This window comes from Thermus kawarayensis JCM 12314, from assembly GCF_055393575.1.
This window is the reverse complement of sequence record NZ_AP043756.1, coordinates 1,547,237-1,562,145: the sequence shown is the minus strand read 5'-3', so window position 1 is coordinate 1,562,145 and position 14,909 is coordinate 1,547,237. Positions and strand designations below refer to the sequence as shown.

Genomic DNA, 14,909 nt, shown 5'->3' with positions numbered 1-14,909 from the left:
CTCACCCCCAAAGCCCTTGGGCCACCATCTCCAGGCCCAGGAGGACGATGACCCCGGTGAAGAGGAGCCTAAGCCCGGCCACCTTGGCCCCTGGCAGAATACGGGCGCCCAGGAGGGCACCTGCCAGCACCCCCAGGACCACGGGGAAGGCCAGGTCCGGATGGATGAAACCGTTTTTTAAGTAGATGCCGGCGCTGGCGGCGGCGGTGACCCCGATCATGAAGTTGGAGGTGGTGGTGGAAACCTTGTAAGGGAGCCCCATGACCCGGTCCATGGCCAAGACCTTCACCGCCCCGGAGCCGATGCCGAGGAGGCCCGAGAGGACCCCCGCCACCCCCATGAGGAGGAAACCGGGAAGGACCCGTTGGACCCGATAGGGGACAGGTCCCCAGGGACCTGGGTAGGTGCTGGGAAGGCGCAGGCGTACCGCCAGGGGATCGGAGGGCCCAGGGTCGGGATACCCCTCCCGCTCCCGGTGCCTGAGCCCCGTGTAGGCGGCGTGGAGGAGAACCAGGCCGAAGAGGGTGGCCACTGCCCGGTGTGGCAGCAAGGCGGTGAGGGTGGCCCCCGCCACCGCTCCTAGGGTGGTGGCCACCTCCAGGAGCATGCCCACCCGCAGGTTGGTGAACCCTTCCCGCACATAGGCCGCCGCCGCCCCGCTGCTGGTGGCGATGACCGAAACCAGAGAGGCCCCCAGGGCGAGCTTGAGGTCCACGCCGAAGAGGAGGGTGAGCATGGGCACCAAGACCACGCCGCCTCCCAGCCCCGTAAGGGCCCCCACCAGCCCTGCTCCAGCGCTCCCCAGAAGCACGAGGAGGGCGAAGTCCAGATAGCTCATGCCCCGAATCTACCCCAGGACCCCCACGGGGCCGCTGAAGGGACCCGAGACCACGAGCTTGCCGCCCTCGGCCTTCACGGGGAGGAGGGGAAGGGGCCTAGGGGGTGGGCCTCCCGCCACCTGGTCGGTGTAGGGGTTGTACTCCCCCCCGTGGCAGGGGCACTGCATGATCCCCTGCTGGTGCCATAGGCTCACGATGCACCCCAGGTGGGTGCAGACTGCCGAGTAGACCACCACGTCCCCCGCCGCATACCGGGCCACCTCCGGGGCCAGGCGCCTTGGGTCCAGGCGGAGCACCAGGAGGGTGCTCTTGGGGTCCCCGCTGCGCACCACCCCGGTCTTGGGGTCCATGGGGTAGGCGAGGAGGAAGGGCCCCCCGAGGGGGAGGGAGGCCGGGTCCAGGGGTTGCCCCTGGGTGTGCCCGGTGGCGTGGACCAGGATGTCCCCCACCTGGGGGGGAAGCCGGTCGGGGCTTTGGCTCGCCCTGGGGACGAGGTCCTTGGCCACCAAAAGGGCCGAAAGGGTAGCGAAGCCGATGCTGGTGCCCATAAGGGCGAGCATTAGGCGCCTTTCCTGCTTGAGCTTAGGGTCTTCCTGTTCCATGGCTACGCCCTCCTTATCCGGTAGTCCCGCCCCTCCCAGCGGCCCTCCTCCGGGTAGTAAAGGGTGAATTCTAGGCTCCCGTGGTCCTCCAGGTCCAGAAGCACCCCGTGGAGGCCGAAGGGCAGGGGCTCGCTCTCCACGTCCCGTACCCCGCGCCAGCCGTCAAAGCCTAGGTGGAGGACGAAGGGGCGCCGCTCCTCCACCAGGAGGCGCTCCCCGGGGCCTAGGGCCTCGAGGGGCACCTCCCGCCGGAAGTGGCGCACCCGGGGCCTGGGCTGTCCTTCCAGGTAGCGGGCGGCCACGCGGCCCAGGCGTTCAGGGGGCCCCTTCCCCCGCGTCCAGGCCAGGTAAAGCTTCAGGTACTCCGCATGGGCCCAAAGCAAGGGCTGGGCGCTTCCCGTGGGCTTTCCCGGGAAGAGCTTCCGTTCGGGGAGGGGGGAGGTGTCCCAGACCTGCTCGGGGATGAGGCCCCCGGGCCCCGTGCTCCCGGCCATGGAGCGGAGGTAGGGGAGGGGGTCTTCCCCGAGGAGCAGGGCGGCCATCCCCCGCTCCCCGGTGAGGAGGGGCCAGGCCCTGCCCCTTCCCGTGCCGTCAAAGGGTCGGCCGTCCTCGTGCTCCCCGTATCCGTCCTCCGGGTAGCGGTGGTAGAAGGACCCCGTGGGGGTTTCTACCCGGAGGAGGGCGTCGGCGAGCCGGAGAGAGTCCCGGATGCGGGGGTCGTGGGGAGGCCTCAGGCCCAGGCGGAGGAGGGCCAGGAACTCCAGCCCCACCAGGGCTGCGGGCTCCAGGCTCACCCCCGTCCGGTTCTTGACCTCTACCCGGCCCCGGGGACCCAGGGGCCCGGGAGGGGCGATCCTCACGTAGTGGCCCCGGATGCCGTGGGAGCGGTCCAGCTCCGTGCCCCCCACGTAGGTCCACTCCTCCACGCGGGCGTTCCAGCAATCGGCTAAGGAGAGGGCGTACTCCGCCTCCTCCCCCTCCAGAAAGCCGTAGAGGGCGGCCGCCGCTAGGGCGGCGATGGCGGTGGCCAGGGTGAAGGGGGAAAGGCCCGGGTTCTCCTCCCAGCGGTCCTGGGGGCTTACCGGACCTTCCCGGGCCAGGAAGGCTGCCGCCCGCCGCACCATGGTACGGGCGGTCTCCAGAGGAAAGGCCCCGTTCAGCCCACCCCGTTCCTTCAGGGCCGCCGCCAGAAGGACGGGCAAGGCCGTCTCGTCCAGCTGGATGCCCTGCCAGTAGGGGCGGCCGTCCGGGAAGAAGTTCTGGGGCCAGTGTCCGTCTTGGGCCTGGGTAGCCGCCAGGTAGGCCAGGACGGTGCGGACCTCCTCTTCCCGGCCTAGGGCCAGGTGGGCGAAGGCCGCCTCCACCGCGTCCCGGGTCCAGACCAGGTGGTAGCCCCCGGGGTCGTCCCGGGTGTTGCCCCAGGGTACGGAGAGGCTGGCCACCAGGGCCCCGGGGTAGGTGCGGTCCTCGTGGGTCTTCAAAACCAAGAAGGAGCGGCGGGCCAGGGCCTCCAGCTCGGCCTCCGGGCCCTTCAGGTCCAGGTCCCCCAGCTCCCTTCGCCAGAGGGCCTCCACCCGCTTTCGTACCCCTTCCAGCCCCTCAGCCAGCGCACCTTCGGCCAGGGTCTTGGCCCCCTCCGGGGTGGAAGCGAAGGCCAGGGCCAGGGTTCCCTTGGCCTCCAGCACTTCCCCTATGAGGGCCACGTTCCCGTCCTCGGCCCGGGGAAAGGTCCAGGTCATGGCCCCGTTTTTGGCGAAGTCCTGCCAGCCATCGGAGAAACCCACGTACCCGGCGCTTCCCCGCGCGAAGGGGCCCACGAGGGCCAGGGCCTCCTCCCCCTTCTGGGCCAGCAGGGCCCCCTCTTCCACCCAGGCGGTGTTGCCCCACCCGCTTCCCCCGAGGTGCGGGGCGAGCAGGGGGTAGAGGCGGAAGCCCTCCCCCTCGAGGCGAAAGCCGATGAGAAGCGCGTCCCGCCTAGGATCCGGGACGAAGGCCAGGTGGAGGCGGTACCCCTCCCCCTCGTGGACCACCTCCACCAGGGGAGAGGCGGGGTCGGCTTCCAGGATCCGGTAGCGGGCCACCCGCTTCACTTCCCGCCAGAACCCCGGCCGGGCCACGAGGAAGCCCAGGTCGCGGGTCTGGGGCCTGCCCACGCTTGGCCAGAAGACCTCGTTGAGGATGCCGTGCCCCAGGGTGAACCAAAGGCGGCCCGTGCCCAGGGCGGTGCCCACCCGGTCCTTGTCGCTGGTAGCCCAGGTGGGGGGAATGCCGGGTTTTCCAAAAGCTTCCATATTAGACCTCCTGGTCGGTGATGAGGCGCACCCTGGGGGCCAGGATCCGCCGGGGGGGAAGGTCCTCCCCGGCCTTCAGGCGGCGCACGGCCTCCCGCTTGGCCTCGCCCAGGGCCAGAAAAACCACCTCCTCCGCCGTGGAGAGGGCCTTGGGGGTGAGGGTGAGGCGCAGGGGTGGGGGCTTGGGGCCGTCCTGCACCACCTCCACGAGGCGGGGGCTTTCCAAGGCGGGGTGGCCCGGGAAGAGGCTTGCGGTGTGCCCGTCCTCCCCCACGCCGAGGAGGGCGAAGCCGAAGGGGAGGAGGTCCCTGACCCTGGCCTCCATCCGCTCCCGGGCTTCCTCTGCGGGTAGCCCCAGGGGGAAGGAGAGGAGGTGGTCCGCCTGGGGTCCCAGGGCCTCGGCCACCCGGGCGAGGTTGGTGCCCCGGTCCCCCGGGGGAAGCCAGCGCTCGTCGGAGAGCAGAAGGGTGGTGTGGAAGCGGAGCCCCCTCAGGGCGCGGTAGAGGGGGAGGGGGGTCTCGCCCCCGGCCAGCACCCCGGTGGCGGCGTGGGCCAGGCGGTTCAGAAGCCAGGCCAAGGCGGCCTCGAGGGCCTGGAGGCGGCTCGGGTAGGCCTCCACCGCCCAGCCCTGTAGACCCGCCCGCTTCATTCCCGGCCTCCTCCCTCTTCCCGCACCACCGGGTGGCCGCCGAAGGTGTGGCGCAGGGCGGCGAGGATGCGGAAGCGGAGCTTCTTTGCGTCCTGGCTTTCCAGCCGGGCGAAGAAGGCCTGGGCGATGGCGGGGAGGCTCACCCGCCTCTCTAGGGCCTCCGCCAGCGCCCAGCGCGCCTCGCCGGTCTCGGCGACCATGGGGGCGATCCCGTCAACCCCCTCGGCCAGGACCTCGGCGAGGAGGTCCAGGAGGAAGCCCCGGACGATGGTCCCCTGCCTCCAGCCGGAGACCACCTTGGCGGGGTTGATGCCAAGCTCCCTTCCTGCGGCGAGGAGCTCCACCCCCTCGGCGTACGCCTCCATGAGCCCGTACTCCACGGCGTTGTGCACCATCTTGGCGTAGTGGCCAGCCCCCGGCCCCCCGGCGTGGACCAGGCCGCCTCCCTCGGGGGCCAGGGCCTCGAGGTAGGGCCAGAGGGCTTCCACGTGGGCTTGCTCCCCCCCTACCATGAGCCCGTACCCCTCCGCCTCCCCCCGTACCCCCCCGGAGACGCCCACGTCCACGAAGCCCACCCCCTTTTCCGCCAGGGCGCGGCCCCGGCGAAGGGAGTCCTTGTAGAAGCTGTTCCCCCCGTCCGCCACCAGGTCCCCTGTCCGGAGGAAGGGGACCAGGGCCTCGAGGACGCCTTCCACCGCCTGATGGGGGACCATGAGCCAGAAGAGCCGCGGCGGCGCCCCTTCCGTCAGGGCCTGGAGGTCTTCCCGCACCCACACCCCCGAGGCCTCTGCCCGCTCCCGGGCCTTGGGGTCGGGGTCGTAGCCCACCACCCCTAGGCCCCGGCGGTGCCAGCGGCGGGCCATGCCGAGGCCCATCCTGCCCAGCCCGATTAAGCGCATCATGCCTCACCTCCCAGGGGAAGCCAGCGGTGCCCAGGCTCCAGGAGGCCCTGGGCCGAGGCCGGGCCCTCGCCTCCTCCCTCGTAGACCTCCGGCTCCCCTTCCCGCCAGGCCCTGAGCACCGGGTCCACGATGGCCCAGGCCGCCTCCACCTCCTCCTCCGAGGGGAAGTGGTTCAGGTCGCCCTGGAGGACGGCCAGGAGCTCTTCCTCGTAGGCCGTGCGCTCCGGGGCCCCCTGGGGGCGGAAGCGGAGGGTGTGGGGCTCTAGGCCGTTTCCCTCTAGGGCCCTGCCGAAAAGGGTGAGGTCTAGGCCCCCGCCTGGGCCCAGCCAGAAGACCAGGTAACTCCGCCCCACCTCCCCGAAGCACCCCGGGGGCACGGCCCTTAAGGCCAGGGCCACGTAGCCAGCATCCTTGGCCAGGCGTTTGCCGCTTCTCAGGTAGAAGGGCACCCCTTGGAAGCGCCAGTCGTCCACGTAGAGCTTGAGGGCGGCGTAGGTTTCGGTGCGGCTGTCCCGGGGGACCCCTTCCTCCTCCCGGTAGCCCCGGTACTGGCCGCGGGCGGCGAAGCCTTTAGCCCCTTCGGGGATGGGGCGCACCGCCCGCAGGATCTCCACCTTCCTCGCCCGGAGGGAGTCCCGGGAGAGCCGGGCCGGGGGTTCCATGGCGGTGAGGGCGAAGACCTGCATCAGGTGGTTCTGGAGCATGTCCCTTAGGGCCCCCGCCCCCTCGTAGTAGGCGGCCCGACCCTCCAGGCCCAGGGTCTCGGCGTAGGTGATCTCCACCCACTCCACGTGGCAACTGCGCCACAAAGGTTCTAGAAAGCGGTTGCCGAAGCGGGTGGCCAGGAGGTTTTCCACCCCCCACTTGCCCAGGAAGTGGTCCATGCGGAAGATCTGCTCCTCGCGAAAGTGGCGGTGGAGGGCCCGGTTCAGGGCCTGGGCGGAGGCCAGGTCGGTGCCGAAGGGCTTCTCCACCACCAACCTGCGGAAGCCGGTCCGCTCCTCGGCGAGGCCCAGCCTCCCCAGGGCCTCCGCCGCCTGGGCGAAGAGGGCGGGGGGCAGGGCCAGGTAGAAGACGGCGTCCCCCTCGAGGCCCCGGAGGTCCCGAAGCCCCTCAGGGGTGGGCTCCGCCTGGCGGTAGCGCGTTCTTTTGCGGAGCTCAGGCCAGGCTTCCAGCGCCGTGCCCGGGAGGGTCTTGAGAAAGGCCTCCATCCGGTCCAGGACCTCGTCTTCCCCCAGGGCCTCCTTGCCGAGGCCGAGGACCTCGAGGTCCCCCACCTCCCCCCGGGCCAGGAGGCGGAGGAGGGCGGGGACCAGAAGCCTGCGGGCCAGGTCCCCCGTGAACCCAAAGACCACCAGCTTCATGGCTTCACCGGCGCCACCTTCTTGGTCTCGTCCAGCACCTTGGAGGTGTAGACCCCCAGGCCTGCAGGCGGGGGCAGGTGGTCCTTGAGGACGAAGTCGGGCCGGGGCTGGCTGTCCACGAAGGCGGCGATATCCCGGGCCTCCTCCGGGGTCAGGTTGGGGTTGCCCAGGGGCATGGCCCCGTGGATGAAGGCGGCCAGGTTTTTCCAGTTGGCCATCCCCGCCCCGGCGTTGTAGGAGCGAGGGCCCCAGAGGGGAGGGCCTACCTGGCCTTCCCCGTTCTGCCCGTGGCAGACGGCGCACTTCTGGGCATAAAGGGCCTGGCCCCGGTTGGGATCGGCCTTGGTCCAGTCTACCGCCAGGGGCTTTAGGGCGTTGGGGCCCGTGGGGCTCCTGGGGTTCATCCTCATGGGCATACCCTGGGAGAGGGAGGCGATGTAGGCGTCCAAGGCCACCATGGGGGCGCTCCCCAGGGGGGGCAGGACTCCGTTCATGCTGCGCATGAAGCAGTCGCCGATGCGGTTTTGCAGGGTGATGACGGCCTTCTCCCGGGGGGAGTAGGCGGGGAAGGCGGTGGCCGTGCCCACCAAGGGAAGGGCCTTGAGGTTGGTGCCCCCGTCCAGGTGGCAGGAGGTGCAGTTTAAAGCGTTCCCCACGTAGGGCTTGGAAAGGGGGTGGTCCTTGGTGTTGAGGAAGATCTCCTTTCCCAGGGCCACTACCTGGTCCAAGGACTCGGGGAAGTCGGTGGGCAGGGCGGGGTAGGCGGCGGGTTGGGCCCCCCCGGTCTGGACCGCGGAGTCCCCTCCCACCATTGTCCGCAGGTAGGCCAGGGCGAAGAAAAAGCTGGTGAATCCCAGGCCCACCAGGACCACCGTCATGAGGGTTAGGAGGGTATCGTAGCCCCGCCTCACCGGGCACCTCCGCGGCCGTAGGGCATGGGGACGTACTGGACGCTGGGGCGGCGCATCTGGGCCTGGGGGTAGAGCTCCATAAGCTGGTGGACCTCGCGGGGCATCCCCGTGGACACGGGGAGGCCCAGGCCCCGGGCCTCCTCCACGGTGATGGGGTAGTCGTGGGTCCAGGTGCCTTGGGAGAGGAGCCGGGCCACGGTGCGGGCCTTGTCGGGGTCCATGTGCTTGGCAAGGAGCTTCTCCGCCACCTCCGCCACCTGCTTCATGGCCTTGGCGGCGATGTCCGCCTTGAGGAGGGTGGCGTCCTCTAACTTGTCCAGGGGCTTGGTCTCTACCAGGGCGAGGAGGCTTGCCGCCGGGTACTCCCCGATCTGGGGGTCAATGGGGCCTAAGACGGCGTTCTCGTCCATGACGATCTCGTCCGCGGCCAGGGCGATGAGGGTGCCCCCCGACATGGCGTAGTGGGGCACGAAGACCGTGACCTTGGCCGGGTGCCTAAGGAGGGCCAGGGCGATCTGTTCCGCCGCCAGGACGAGCCCGCCCGGGGTGTGGAGGATGAGGTCAATGGGCACCTGGGGGTCGGTGAGGCGGATGGCCCTTAAGACCTCCTCGGAGTCGTCCACATCGATGTAGCGCACCACGGGGACCCCCAGGAGGCTGATGGCCTCCTGCCGGTGGATGAGGGTGATGACCCGGGTTTGCCGCCTTTTTTCCAGGGCGAGGAGCGTCCGGGTCCGGGCGGCTTCCAGGGCCTGGCGCTGGAGGTAGGGGCTTAGGAAGGTGAAGATAAGGAAAAGCCAGAAGAGGCCGTTGAGGACTTCTCCCGGGCTCATGGCTTTCCCCCCTCCGGGACCACCCGCACCTCCAGGGTCTTCCCTTGCCGCCACACCTTAAGGACCACCGCCTGCCCCGGCCTCAGGTTGGCGATGAGGTTGGCCAGGTCCGGGGGGTTGACCAAGGGGTTGCCGTTGGCCTCCAGGAGGACGTCCCCGTCCACCCCCACCTGCACCGCCTGCCCACCGGGGCCGGCAAGGGTCACGAACCGGCTTGCCCCCTTGAGGCCCGCCCTGGCGGCGGGGGAACCCGGTTCCACCTTCTCCACCAGGAGCCCCTCCTGGGGCAGGCCGTACTGCTGGAGGAGCTGGGGAGGGAGGGCGGAGAGGGGGAGCACCTGGACCCCGATCCGCGGGCGCTTGGCCAGCACCTCGGCCTCGTTCACCTGCTTGCCCGTCCGCATCTCGGGGAGCCAGGCCTTCACCAGGTTGATGGGGATGGCGAAGCCGATGCCCGAGTACTGGGGAGCCCCCACCTGGCCCGAGGGGGAGAGGATGGCGGTGTTGACCCCGATGACCTCGCCCCGGGAGTCCAGAAGGGGCCCCCCGGAGTTGCCGGGGTTGATGGGGGCATCGGTCTGGATGAGCTTGGGCACCAGGGGGTCCACCGCCCCCGGGTTCTGCCGGATGGCCGATACCACCCCCGTGGTCACGGTGAACTCCAAACCGAAGGGGTTGCCGATGGCGATGGCCTTCTGCCCCACCAGGACCCGGTCCGAGTCCCCGAGGGGGAGGACCGCGGGGGGCTTCGCCTCCACCTTGAGGAGGGCGAGGTCCAGGGCGGGCACCGAGCCTACCACCCTGGCCGGGTAGCGCCTGGGGTCCCCATAGAGGCGTACCCGCACCTCGCTCGCCCCCTGGACCACGTGGTAGTTGGTGAGGATGTGCCCCTCGGGGTCTATGAAGAAGCCCGAGCCCGTGCCCATCTGGGGGGGATGGAGGAAGGGTTCCAGGAAGGGGGCGAACTGTGGAGGAACGTTGGGGGGAAGGGTCTGCCCGGGGATGAGGCTTTCCACCAGGACCACCCCCGGGCCATACTTGGCGGCGATCTCCACGGTGTTGGCCTCGTCGGGGAGGAGGCCCTGGGGAGGGACCGGGGCCGGGGTTCCTTGCGTCTGGCCGTCCACCCGGTCCAGCCCCCACCAGACCAGGACCCCCACCAGGAGGAGCACCGTCAGCGTGCCGATAGCGCCTGCTTTGCGAAGCATCCCTTTACCTCCTTTCTTCGCATTCCCCCTCCATATTACCCTTGCCCGGGTTGCAACAGGGCGGGCTCCTTAACGCGCCCCACCCGGTGCGCAGGCCCTAAGGTGCGGGCACGGTGATGAGCCAGCCCACGGCGGCCCCGGCCAGGGGGTGGGAGAGCCACCCCGTCTGGTGCCGTGAACCCAGGCGGTAGACCCGGATGACGGGCTTCACGGGGTTCGGGCTCACCTGGGGCGGGTCGGTGAGGGTCACGTCGTAGTAGCCCGCCTTTTCGCCGATCTCCTCGCCGTAGAAGCTCAGGTGGAGGGGCCGGGCGAAGCGCAGGATCCGCTCGCCCGTCTTGAGGTCGGTCACCCTGAGGGCGAAGGCGTAGACCACCCGTTCCCCCTTGGGGGCGTAGGCCTGCCAGTAGGTGGGGTCGCCCACCAGAAGCTCCAGCCGCACGGGGTCCTGGCCGAAGGCCTGGTCGGGCGCGGTGAGGACCAGGTGGCCAAGGCCCAGGCGCAGGTAGTCCCAGGGGTTCAGGACCACGGAGGCCACCACCTGGGGAAAGCCGTACCGGGCAGGGTCGGGGGCCTGGGCAGGCTGGGCCAGGGCGAGGCCTGCGCCGAGGGCGGTGAGCCAGATGTACTTGCGCATCCTTCCATCACCTCCACCCAGCATCCTGCCCCGGGTGCCTAAAGCGGAGCTGAAGCTCCCCCTCACGGAGCTCAAAAGGGTTTCATCCACCTTCACCCTGGGAGAGGCAGGTTAGAACCATGTTTTCCAAGCGTCTTTTGGTGGCGGTGTCCCCGGGACGGGAGGAGGCTAGCGTGCTGTCCCTTGCCCGGACCTTGGGCGTTTTGGGAGCGAGGGTCACCCTGGCGCACGTGGCCGATGTGGCCCCTGCGGTCATGGGCCTCGAGGGCCTGGACCCGGAGGAGGTGAAGGAGGCCTTCCGCCAGGCGGCGCGGGCCTATCTGGCCAAAGCGCAGGAACGGGCCCGGGGGATGGGCCTCGAGGCGGAAACCCTTTACCTGGAGGGTCCCGTGGGCCCCGCCCTGGTGCAGGCCGCGCGCGCGTACGACGGCCTTCTGGCGGGCGCCCGGGACCACACCCTCCTAGGGGCCCTCCTCCTGGGCTCGGTGGCCCTTTACCTGGTGCACCACCTGGACCGGCCCCTCTTCCTGGCCCGGGGGGTGCTGGGGGAGGGGCCCGTGGGCCTCCTGGCGGAGGAGGGAGAGGCCGGGGAGCGGGCCTTCGCCCTGGCCTTAGCCCTGGCCCGGGCCCTGGGCCGCCCCCTCCGCCTTCTGGGGGCGGTGCCCCACATTCCCCTGGTGGAAACCCCTCACGAGCTGGTTTTGGAGGAGGCGGCCCTCGAGGCCGGCGAGACCACCGAGGAGCGGAGCCTACTGGAACGCCTCGCCGCCCGCGCCCGGGCCGAAGGGGTGGCGGCGGAGCCCTTGTTCCTGCGGGAGCGCCCCTTCGCCCTTCTCAAGGAAGAGGAGGCCAGGCTGGGCCTCCTGGTGCTGCCTCACCACCCCCAGGCGCTTTGGGAAGAGGTGGTCTTCCCCGACACCTCGGTGCGGGCGGCCCTCCACCTGCACAGGCCCTTGGTCCTGGTCCCCTAACGGATGGGGGTCGGCCCAGTGCGCGCGCCTTAGGCCGCCAGGTCCGCTGGCGCCTCCCGGTGGGGGACTGCCCTGGGGGTCAGGCTTTTCCCCCTTCGCGCTCCCGGGGGCCCTCTTGCTCCAGGGCCCTGGCCAAGGCCTCCCGCACCCGTTCCAGCGCCTCCGGGTAGGCCTGAAGCCCTTCTCCCGGCCTCTCCGCCCGGCGGAGTTCCTCATCCAGGAGGCGCTCCAGTGCGGCGAGAAGGCCGGAGAGGCGCAGGGCGAGGAACCGCTCCGGGTCAAAGGCCCTTTCCCCCACGGCGGCCCGGGCCGCCTCCTCCGCTTCATGGAAAGCTTCCACCTTTAGTCCGAGCCTCCGCCCCACCTCCAGAAGGTCCAGCAGGGCGGCGAGAAGTGGCCCTCCCTTGGGCGGCTCCCCGGGGGCGTAGCGCTGAAGGAGGCTCAGGGTGCCCCGGAGCTCCGCCCGGAGCCCCGAAAGGTGGAACTCCAGCACCTGGCGGTCCTGCTGACACTTGAAGAGCTCATAGCGGAGGACGGCGTTCTCCTTGAGGGCAGGGGAGGCTTCCCGGGCGAGGCGGGCGTTTTGCCCTTTGAGGAGGTCCACCTCTTCCCGGAGGCGGGCCACCTCCTCCTTTAGGGCCAGGGCCTCCGGGTTCTCTTCCGGGGGCCTCCCGGCGGGCTTCCGGCGGAATAGGGGCATGGCTAGGCCACCTCCTTTCGTAGCAGGGGGAGGGCGGAGAGGAAGGCGAGAACCTCGGCCGCCAGGGCGGCCCCGGCGGCGTGGGCAGGGGAGAGGGCGTAGAGGTACCCCAGGAGCAGGCTCCCCACAAGCCAGGCGGTGCCAAAGGCGCCGTCAAAGAGCCCGTAGGCCCAGGCGGAGCCGCGGGCGAGCCGTCCCACCCCGGCCCGCATCAGGCTTTCCTGTAGGCCCAGGGCCCCGCCCCAGAGGGCGCTCCCCAAGGCCCAGGCGAGGGTCCCCGTCCCCAAGAGGAGGAGGGAGGTGCCCATAGCGGCCATGGGGGGTACCAGGAGGAGCACCGGGAACCCTACCCGGTCGTAGGCCACGCCTGCCAGGAGGGCCGCGAGGGCATCGGCGCCCATGGCCAGGGCGAAGAGGAGGGCGATGCCCTCGGGAGGTGTTCCGGCTTGCTCCAGGTGGAAGGCGAGGATCTGGAAGTGGGCGAAGCCCAAGGCGAAGAGGGCGGCGAAGGCCAGGTAGAGAAAGAAGGCCCGGGGCAGGGGGCTCCGCCCGCCGGGGGGAGGGGGCTCGGGTTCCAGGCCCCGGGCCCGGCCCAGAAGCCCAAGGGCCAGGAGGGCCGGCGCTATAAGGACGGCGAAGCCCAGGCGGTAGCCCCCCTGGGCCACGGCCCAGGCCACCAGGAGCGGGCCCAAAAACGCCCCCAGCTGGTCCATGAGTTCGTGGAGGCCGAAGGCCCTGCCCATGCCCACCTCCGCCCCGGCCCGCGCCAGAAGGGCGTCCCGCACCGGGGTTCTCAGCCCCTTGCCCAGCCTTTCCAGGAAGAGGAGGAGGCTTGCGGCGTAAGGGCTCCCCGCCAGGGCCAGGGTGGGGAGGGCCAGAAGGTTTAGGGTGTAGCCCAGGTAGAGGAGAGGCCAGGCGAGGCGCTTTTCCCCCAGGCGGCCCGAGAGGAAGCGCACGGCGTAGCCCAGGAACTCCCCGAGGCCCGAGACCGCTCCCACCAGGAGGCTCGAGGCCCCCAGGGCTCCCAGGAAAGCCCCGGAGATGCTCCGTCCCCCCTCATAGGTAAGGTCCGCCAGGAGGCTCACCAGGCCGATGGCCACCACGAAGCGCCAGGCCTCGCTCACTTCCCCTCCCCGGGCAGGTAGCGTACCACCTCCACCCGTTCCAAGGTCACGAGCCCTTCCCGCACCATCCGGTCCAGGGTGGGGAGAAAGGCCCGGATCTTTTCCTCCTCGTCCACGATCTCCACCATAACGGGCAGGTCCTCCGAGAGCTGGAGGATCTTGGCGGTGTGCACCCGGGAGTGGGCCCCGTAGCCCATGATTCCCTTGAAGACCGAGGCCCCTCTGAGGCCTTGGCCTTTGGCCTCGAGGACGATGGCTTCGTAAAGGGGCCTACCCTCGTACCGGTCCGACTCCCCCACGAAGACCCGCAGGAGCTTGGCCTCGCCTGCAAGCCGCATCCCTTTCACCTCGCCTTCCGGTAAAGCTCCATGAGCTCCGCCTTGGTCCCTGGGTCCAGGGGGAGCCCCTCCAGGGCGTGGAAGAGCTCCTCCATGGGGTAGGCCACCCGGTGGAGGCGGATCCGGCCCTCCTCGTAGAGGGCGAAGCTGGCCCTGGGATCCCCGTCCAAAGGCTGGCCCGCCGAGCCCGGGTTGACGAAGAGCCTCCCCCCAACGGTGCGCACGAAGGGCAGGTGGGTGTGGCCGAAGACCACCACCTCCGCCCGGAGGCTCTCCGCCGCTTCCAGGAGGGCCTCCTCCCCCGCCTCGGGGTCCAGGCGGTAGTCGTAAAGGGGGTCCTGGAGGCTTCCGTGGACCAGGGCGAAGCGGGTGCCGTCGGCGGCCCACACGGCGTAAAGGGGAAGGCTGCGCAGGTAGGCGAGGTCCTCCGGGCGCAGCTCCTTTCGCGTCCACTCCAGTAAGGCCTGCGCCAGGCGGGCCTTGCGGGGGGCGGCCTTAGGGTCGGCGCCAAAGGCGGCGGCGTGGTCGTGGTTGCCCCGCACCGCTACCGCCCCGGTCCGCTTGAGCCAGGAGAGGACCCCCCGGGGGCTTGGCCCGTAGTTCACCGCATCCCCGGCGAAGAGGACGGCGTCTACCCGCCCCGCCGCGGCCACGATGGCCCTCAGGGCCCAGACGTTCCCGTGAAGGTCGCTCAGGATCAGGACGCGCATAGCCTTATCTCCTCCTTCCCTTCCTCGTAGTCCCACAGGCCCAGCACCCCACCCCACTCCGCCAGGGCCCGGGCCGCCTTCTCCCCCCTGGGGCCCGGGGGAAAGAGGGGCAGGAGGTGGGGGAGGCGCAGGACCTCCTTCCCCTTTAGGGCCTCCAGCACCTCCACCCAGGGGAGGGCTTCCAGGAGCCCAAAGAGGGCTTCGGGAGGCCGTGCGGGGTCTTCCAGCCAGGCCCGGCCTGCCGGGGTGAGCTCCAAGGAGAAGCCCCGCTGCCGCCAAAGACCCAGTTCCTCACCCAGGGCCAGGGCTTCCAAGGGTTCGTCCACCGCTTGGCGGAGGGCGGGAAGGATCTCCGGCCAGCCAAGCCCCTCCCCCACCAAGACCAGGGCCTCGTAGAGGTCCTTGGGGCCCACCGGGATCAGCCTCGCCTCCACGGCCACCTCCTTTCCTTGGGCTTGCCGGGCTTGGGCTTGCCCGCCGGGGGCGACCAGCGGGCCTCGAGGCCCAGGAGAACCCGCCGGTACCGGTCCTGCACCTCCCTGAGGTCGCGGATCCACGCCTCCTCGGGGGCGCGGGGGAACCAGTAGGGGCAGGGGCAGAGGCGCCGCCAGTCCTTGACCGCGGGCTCCCGGGCCCAAGAGAAGGTGAAGCGGCAGGCGAAGCGGGCTTCCCCCAGCACCCGGAGGGGGACCAGGTAGAGGCAGGCCTGCGGGTGGGCCAGGGCCTCGGGAATAGGGCAGGCGCGGCACACCTCCGGGGTCACGGGCCGGTCTTCTTCGGCGCCGCAAAGCCCTTGGTGCCGGTAGGGGCAGGGAGGCCAGCCCTCCATC

17 protein-coding genes are annotated in these 14,909 nt (G+C 70.6%); 1 reads left to right on the top strand and 16 read right to left on the bottom strand.

The features are described 5' to 3' along the window. Position 1: 1 nt before the first annotated feature. The 10 genes from ACZ5RK_RS08645 to ACZ5RK_RS08600 all read right to left on the bottom strand — a co-directional run bounded on the left by ACZ5RK_RS08645 (position 2) and on the right by ACZ5RK_RS08600 (position 10,236). Positions 2-838 (bottom strand): sulfite exporter TauE/SafE family protein, encoded by an 837-nt coding sequence (locus tag ACZ5RK_RS08645; protein ID WP_464908837.1) that lies wholly within the window; start codon positions 836-838, stop codon positions 2-4. Between the two features lie 9 nt (positions 839-847). Further along, positions 848-1,441 (bottom strand): QcrA and Rieske domain-containing protein, encoded by a 594-nt coding sequence (locus ACZ5RK_RS08640; RefSeq protein WP_464908836.1) that lies wholly within the window; start codon positions 1,439-1,441, stop codon positions 848-850. A gap of 2 nt (positions 1,442-1,443) precedes the next feature. Continuing rightward, a complete protein-coding gene (locus ACZ5RK_RS08635) occupies positions 1,444-3,732 on the bottom strand; it encodes a glycoside hydrolase family 15 protein (protein ID WP_464908835.1) in 2,289 nt (762 codons plus the stop codon). A 1-nt stretch (position 3,733) separates the two neighbouring features. After that, positions 3,734-4,381: a 6-phosphogluconolactonase gene (locus ACZ5RK_RS08630; RefSeq protein ID WP_464908834.1), complete on the bottom strand. Its 648-nt coding sequence runs from the start codon at positions 4,379-4,381 to the stop codon at positions 3,734-3,736. Continuing rightward, positions 4,378-5,283 carry an NADP-dependent phosphogluconate dehydrogenase gene (locus tag ACZ5RK_RS08625; RefSeq protein WP_464908833.1) on the bottom strand — a complete coding sequence of 302 codons (906 nt, stop codon included), beginning with the start codon at positions 5,281-5,283 and terminating at the stop codon, positions 4,378-4,380. The genes ACZ5RK_RS08630 and ACZ5RK_RS08625 overlap by 4 nt, the downstream gene beginning before the upstream one ends. Next, positions 5,280-6,647 (bottom strand): glucose-6-phosphate dehydrogenase, encoded by a 1,368-nt coding sequence (gene zwf / locus ACZ5RK_RS08620; protein ID WP_464908832.1) that lies wholly within the window; start codon positions 6,645-6,647, stop codon positions 5,280-5,282. Before zwf ends, ACZ5RK_RS08625 begins: the two co-directional genes overlap by 4 nt. Then, entirely contained in the window at positions 6,644-7,558 is a 915-nt protein-coding gene (locus ACZ5RK_RS08615; RefSeq protein WP_464908831.1) for a c-type cytochrome, read from the bottom strand. The genes zwf and ACZ5RK_RS08615 overlap by 4 nt, the downstream gene beginning before the upstream one ends. Continuing rightward, positions 7,555-8,391: an SDH family Clp fold serine proteinase gene (locus tag ACZ5RK_RS08610; RefSeq protein WP_464908830.1), complete on the bottom strand. Its 837-nt coding sequence runs from the start codon at positions 8,389-8,391 to the stop codon at positions 7,555-7,557. The genes ACZ5RK_RS08615 and ACZ5RK_RS08610 overlap by 4 nt, the downstream gene beginning before the upstream one ends. Further along, positions 8,388-9,599, bottom strand: coding sequence for a S1C family serine protease (locus ACZ5RK_RS08605; RefSeq protein ID WP_464908829.1), 1,212 nt, complete (start codon positions 9,597-9,599; stop codon positions 8,388-8,390). The genes ACZ5RK_RS08610 and ACZ5RK_RS08605 overlap by 4 nt, the downstream gene beginning before the upstream one ends. 97 nt (positions 9,600-9,696) lie before the next feature. Then, positions 9,697-10,236, bottom strand: coding sequence for a hypothetical protein (locus ACZ5RK_RS08600; protein ID WP_464908828.1), 540 nt, complete (start codon positions 10,234-10,236; stop codon positions 9,697-9,699). A 173-nt stretch (positions 10,237-10,409) separates the two neighbouring features. Here ACZ5RK_RS08600 and ACZ5RK_RS08595 point away from each other — a divergent pair, with 173 nt between their 5' ends. Beyond that, entirely contained in the window at positions 10,410-11,207 is a 798-nt protein-coding gene (locus ACZ5RK_RS08595) for a universal stress protein (RefSeq protein WP_464908827.1), read from the top strand. 79 nt (positions 11,208-11,286) lie between these two features. Here ACZ5RK_RS08595 and ACZ5RK_RS08590 read toward each other — a convergent pair whose 3' ends face one another. Genes ACZ5RK_RS08590 through ACZ5RK_RS08565 form a run of 6 tightly spaced genes read right to left on the bottom strand, consistent with a single transcriptional unit; the run spans position 11,287 to position 14,908 of the window. Next, a complete protein-coding gene (locus ACZ5RK_RS08590; protein WP_054647879.1) occupies positions 11,287-11,907 on the bottom strand; it encodes a hypothetical protein in 621 nt (206 codons plus the stop codon). Between the two features lie 2 nt (positions 11,908-11,909). Then, positions 11,910-13,031: an MFS transporter gene (locus tag ACZ5RK_RS08585; RefSeq protein ID WP_464908826.1), complete on the bottom strand. Its 1,122-nt coding sequence runs from the start codon at positions 13,029-13,031 to the stop codon at positions 11,910-11,912. Beyond that, the gene (locus ACZ5RK_RS08580; protein ID WP_464908825.1) at positions 13,028-13,369 is read right to left on the bottom strand and encodes a DUF190 domain-containing protein; all 342 of its coding nucleotides are present in this window, start codon (positions 13,367-13,369) and stop codon (positions 13,028-13,030) included. The genes ACZ5RK_RS08585 and ACZ5RK_RS08580 overlap by 4 nt, the downstream gene beginning before the upstream one ends. 5 nt (positions 13,370-13,374) lie before the next feature. Next, the gene (locus tag ACZ5RK_RS08575; protein ID WP_464908824.1) at positions 13,375-14,079 is read right to left on the bottom strand and encodes a metallophosphoesterase family protein; all 705 of its coding nucleotides are present in this window, start codon (positions 14,077-14,079) and stop codon (positions 13,375-13,377) included. Then, on the bottom strand, positions 14,067-14,513 hold the full coding sequence (locus ACZ5RK_RS08570) for a hypothetical protein (protein ID WP_464908823.1): 447 nt from the start codon (positions 14,511-14,513) through the stop codon (positions 14,067-14,069). The genes ACZ5RK_RS08575 and ACZ5RK_RS08570 overlap by 13 nt, the downstream gene beginning before the upstream one ends. Then, on the bottom strand, positions 14,498-14,908 hold the full coding sequence (locus ACZ5RK_RS08565; RefSeq protein WP_054647306.1) for a hypothetical protein: 411 nt from the start codon (positions 14,906-14,908) through the stop codon (positions 14,498-14,500). Before ACZ5RK_RS08565 ends, ACZ5RK_RS08570 begins: the two co-directional genes overlap by 16 nt. Between the last annotated feature and the right edge of the window lies 1 nt (position 14,909).

Bases quoted from the DNA above. Each gene is read 5' to 3' on its own strand.
- ACZ5RK_RS08645 (WP_464908837.1), bottom strand. From the start codon at position 838: ATGAGCTATCTGGACTTCGCCCTCCTCGTGCTTCTGGGGAGCGCTGGA.
- ACZ5RK_RS08640 (WP_464908836.1), bottom strand. From the start codon at position 1,441: ATGGAACAGGAAGACCCTAAGCTCAAGCAGGAAAGGCGCCTAATGCTC.
- ACZ5RK_RS08635 (WP_464908835.1), bottom strand. From the start codon at position 3,732: ATGGAAGCTTTTGGAAAACCCGGCATTCCCCCCACCTGGGCTACCAGC.
- ACZ5RK_RS08630 (WP_464908834.1), bottom strand. From the start codon at position 4,381: ATGAAGCGGGCGGGTCTACAGGGCTGGGCGGTGGAGGCCTACCCGAGC.
- ACZ5RK_RS08625 (WP_464908833.1), bottom strand. From the start codon at position 5,283: ATGATGCGCTTAATCGGGCTGGGCAGGATGGGCCTCGGCATGGCCCGC.
- zwf (WP_464908832.1), bottom strand. From the start codon at position 6,647: ATGAAGCTGGTGGTCTTTGGGTTCACGGGGGACCTGGCCCGCAGGCTT.
- ACZ5RK_RS08610 (WP_464908830.1), bottom strand. From the start codon at position 8,391: ATGAGCCCGGGAGAAGTCCTCAACGGCCTCTTCTGGCTTTTCCTTATC.
- ACZ5RK_RS08605 (WP_464908829.1), bottom strand. From the start codon at position 9,599: ATGCTTCGCAAAGCAGGCGCTATCGGCACGCTGACGGTGCTCCTCCTG.
- ACZ5RK_RS08600 (WP_464908828.1), bottom strand. From the start codon at position 10,236: ATGCGCAAGTACATCTGGCTCACCGCCCTCGGCGCAGGCCTCGCCCTG.
- ACZ5RK_RS08590 (WP_054647879.1), bottom strand. From the start codon at position 11,907: ATGCCCCTATTCCGCCGGAAGCCCGCCGGGAGGCCCCCGGAAGAGAAC.
- ACZ5RK_RS08580 (WP_464908825.1), bottom strand. From the start codon at position 13,369: ATGCGGCTTGCAGGCGAGGCCAAGCTCCTGCGGGTCTTCGTGGGGGAG.
- ACZ5RK_RS08575 (WP_464908824.1), bottom strand. From the start codon at position 14,079: ATGCGCGTCCTGATCCTGAGCGACCTTCACGGGAACGTCTGGGCCCTG.
- ACZ5RK_RS08565 (WP_054647306.1), bottom strand. From the start codon at position 14,908: ATGGAGGGCTGGCCTCCCTGCCCCTACCGGCACCAAGGGCTTTGCGGC.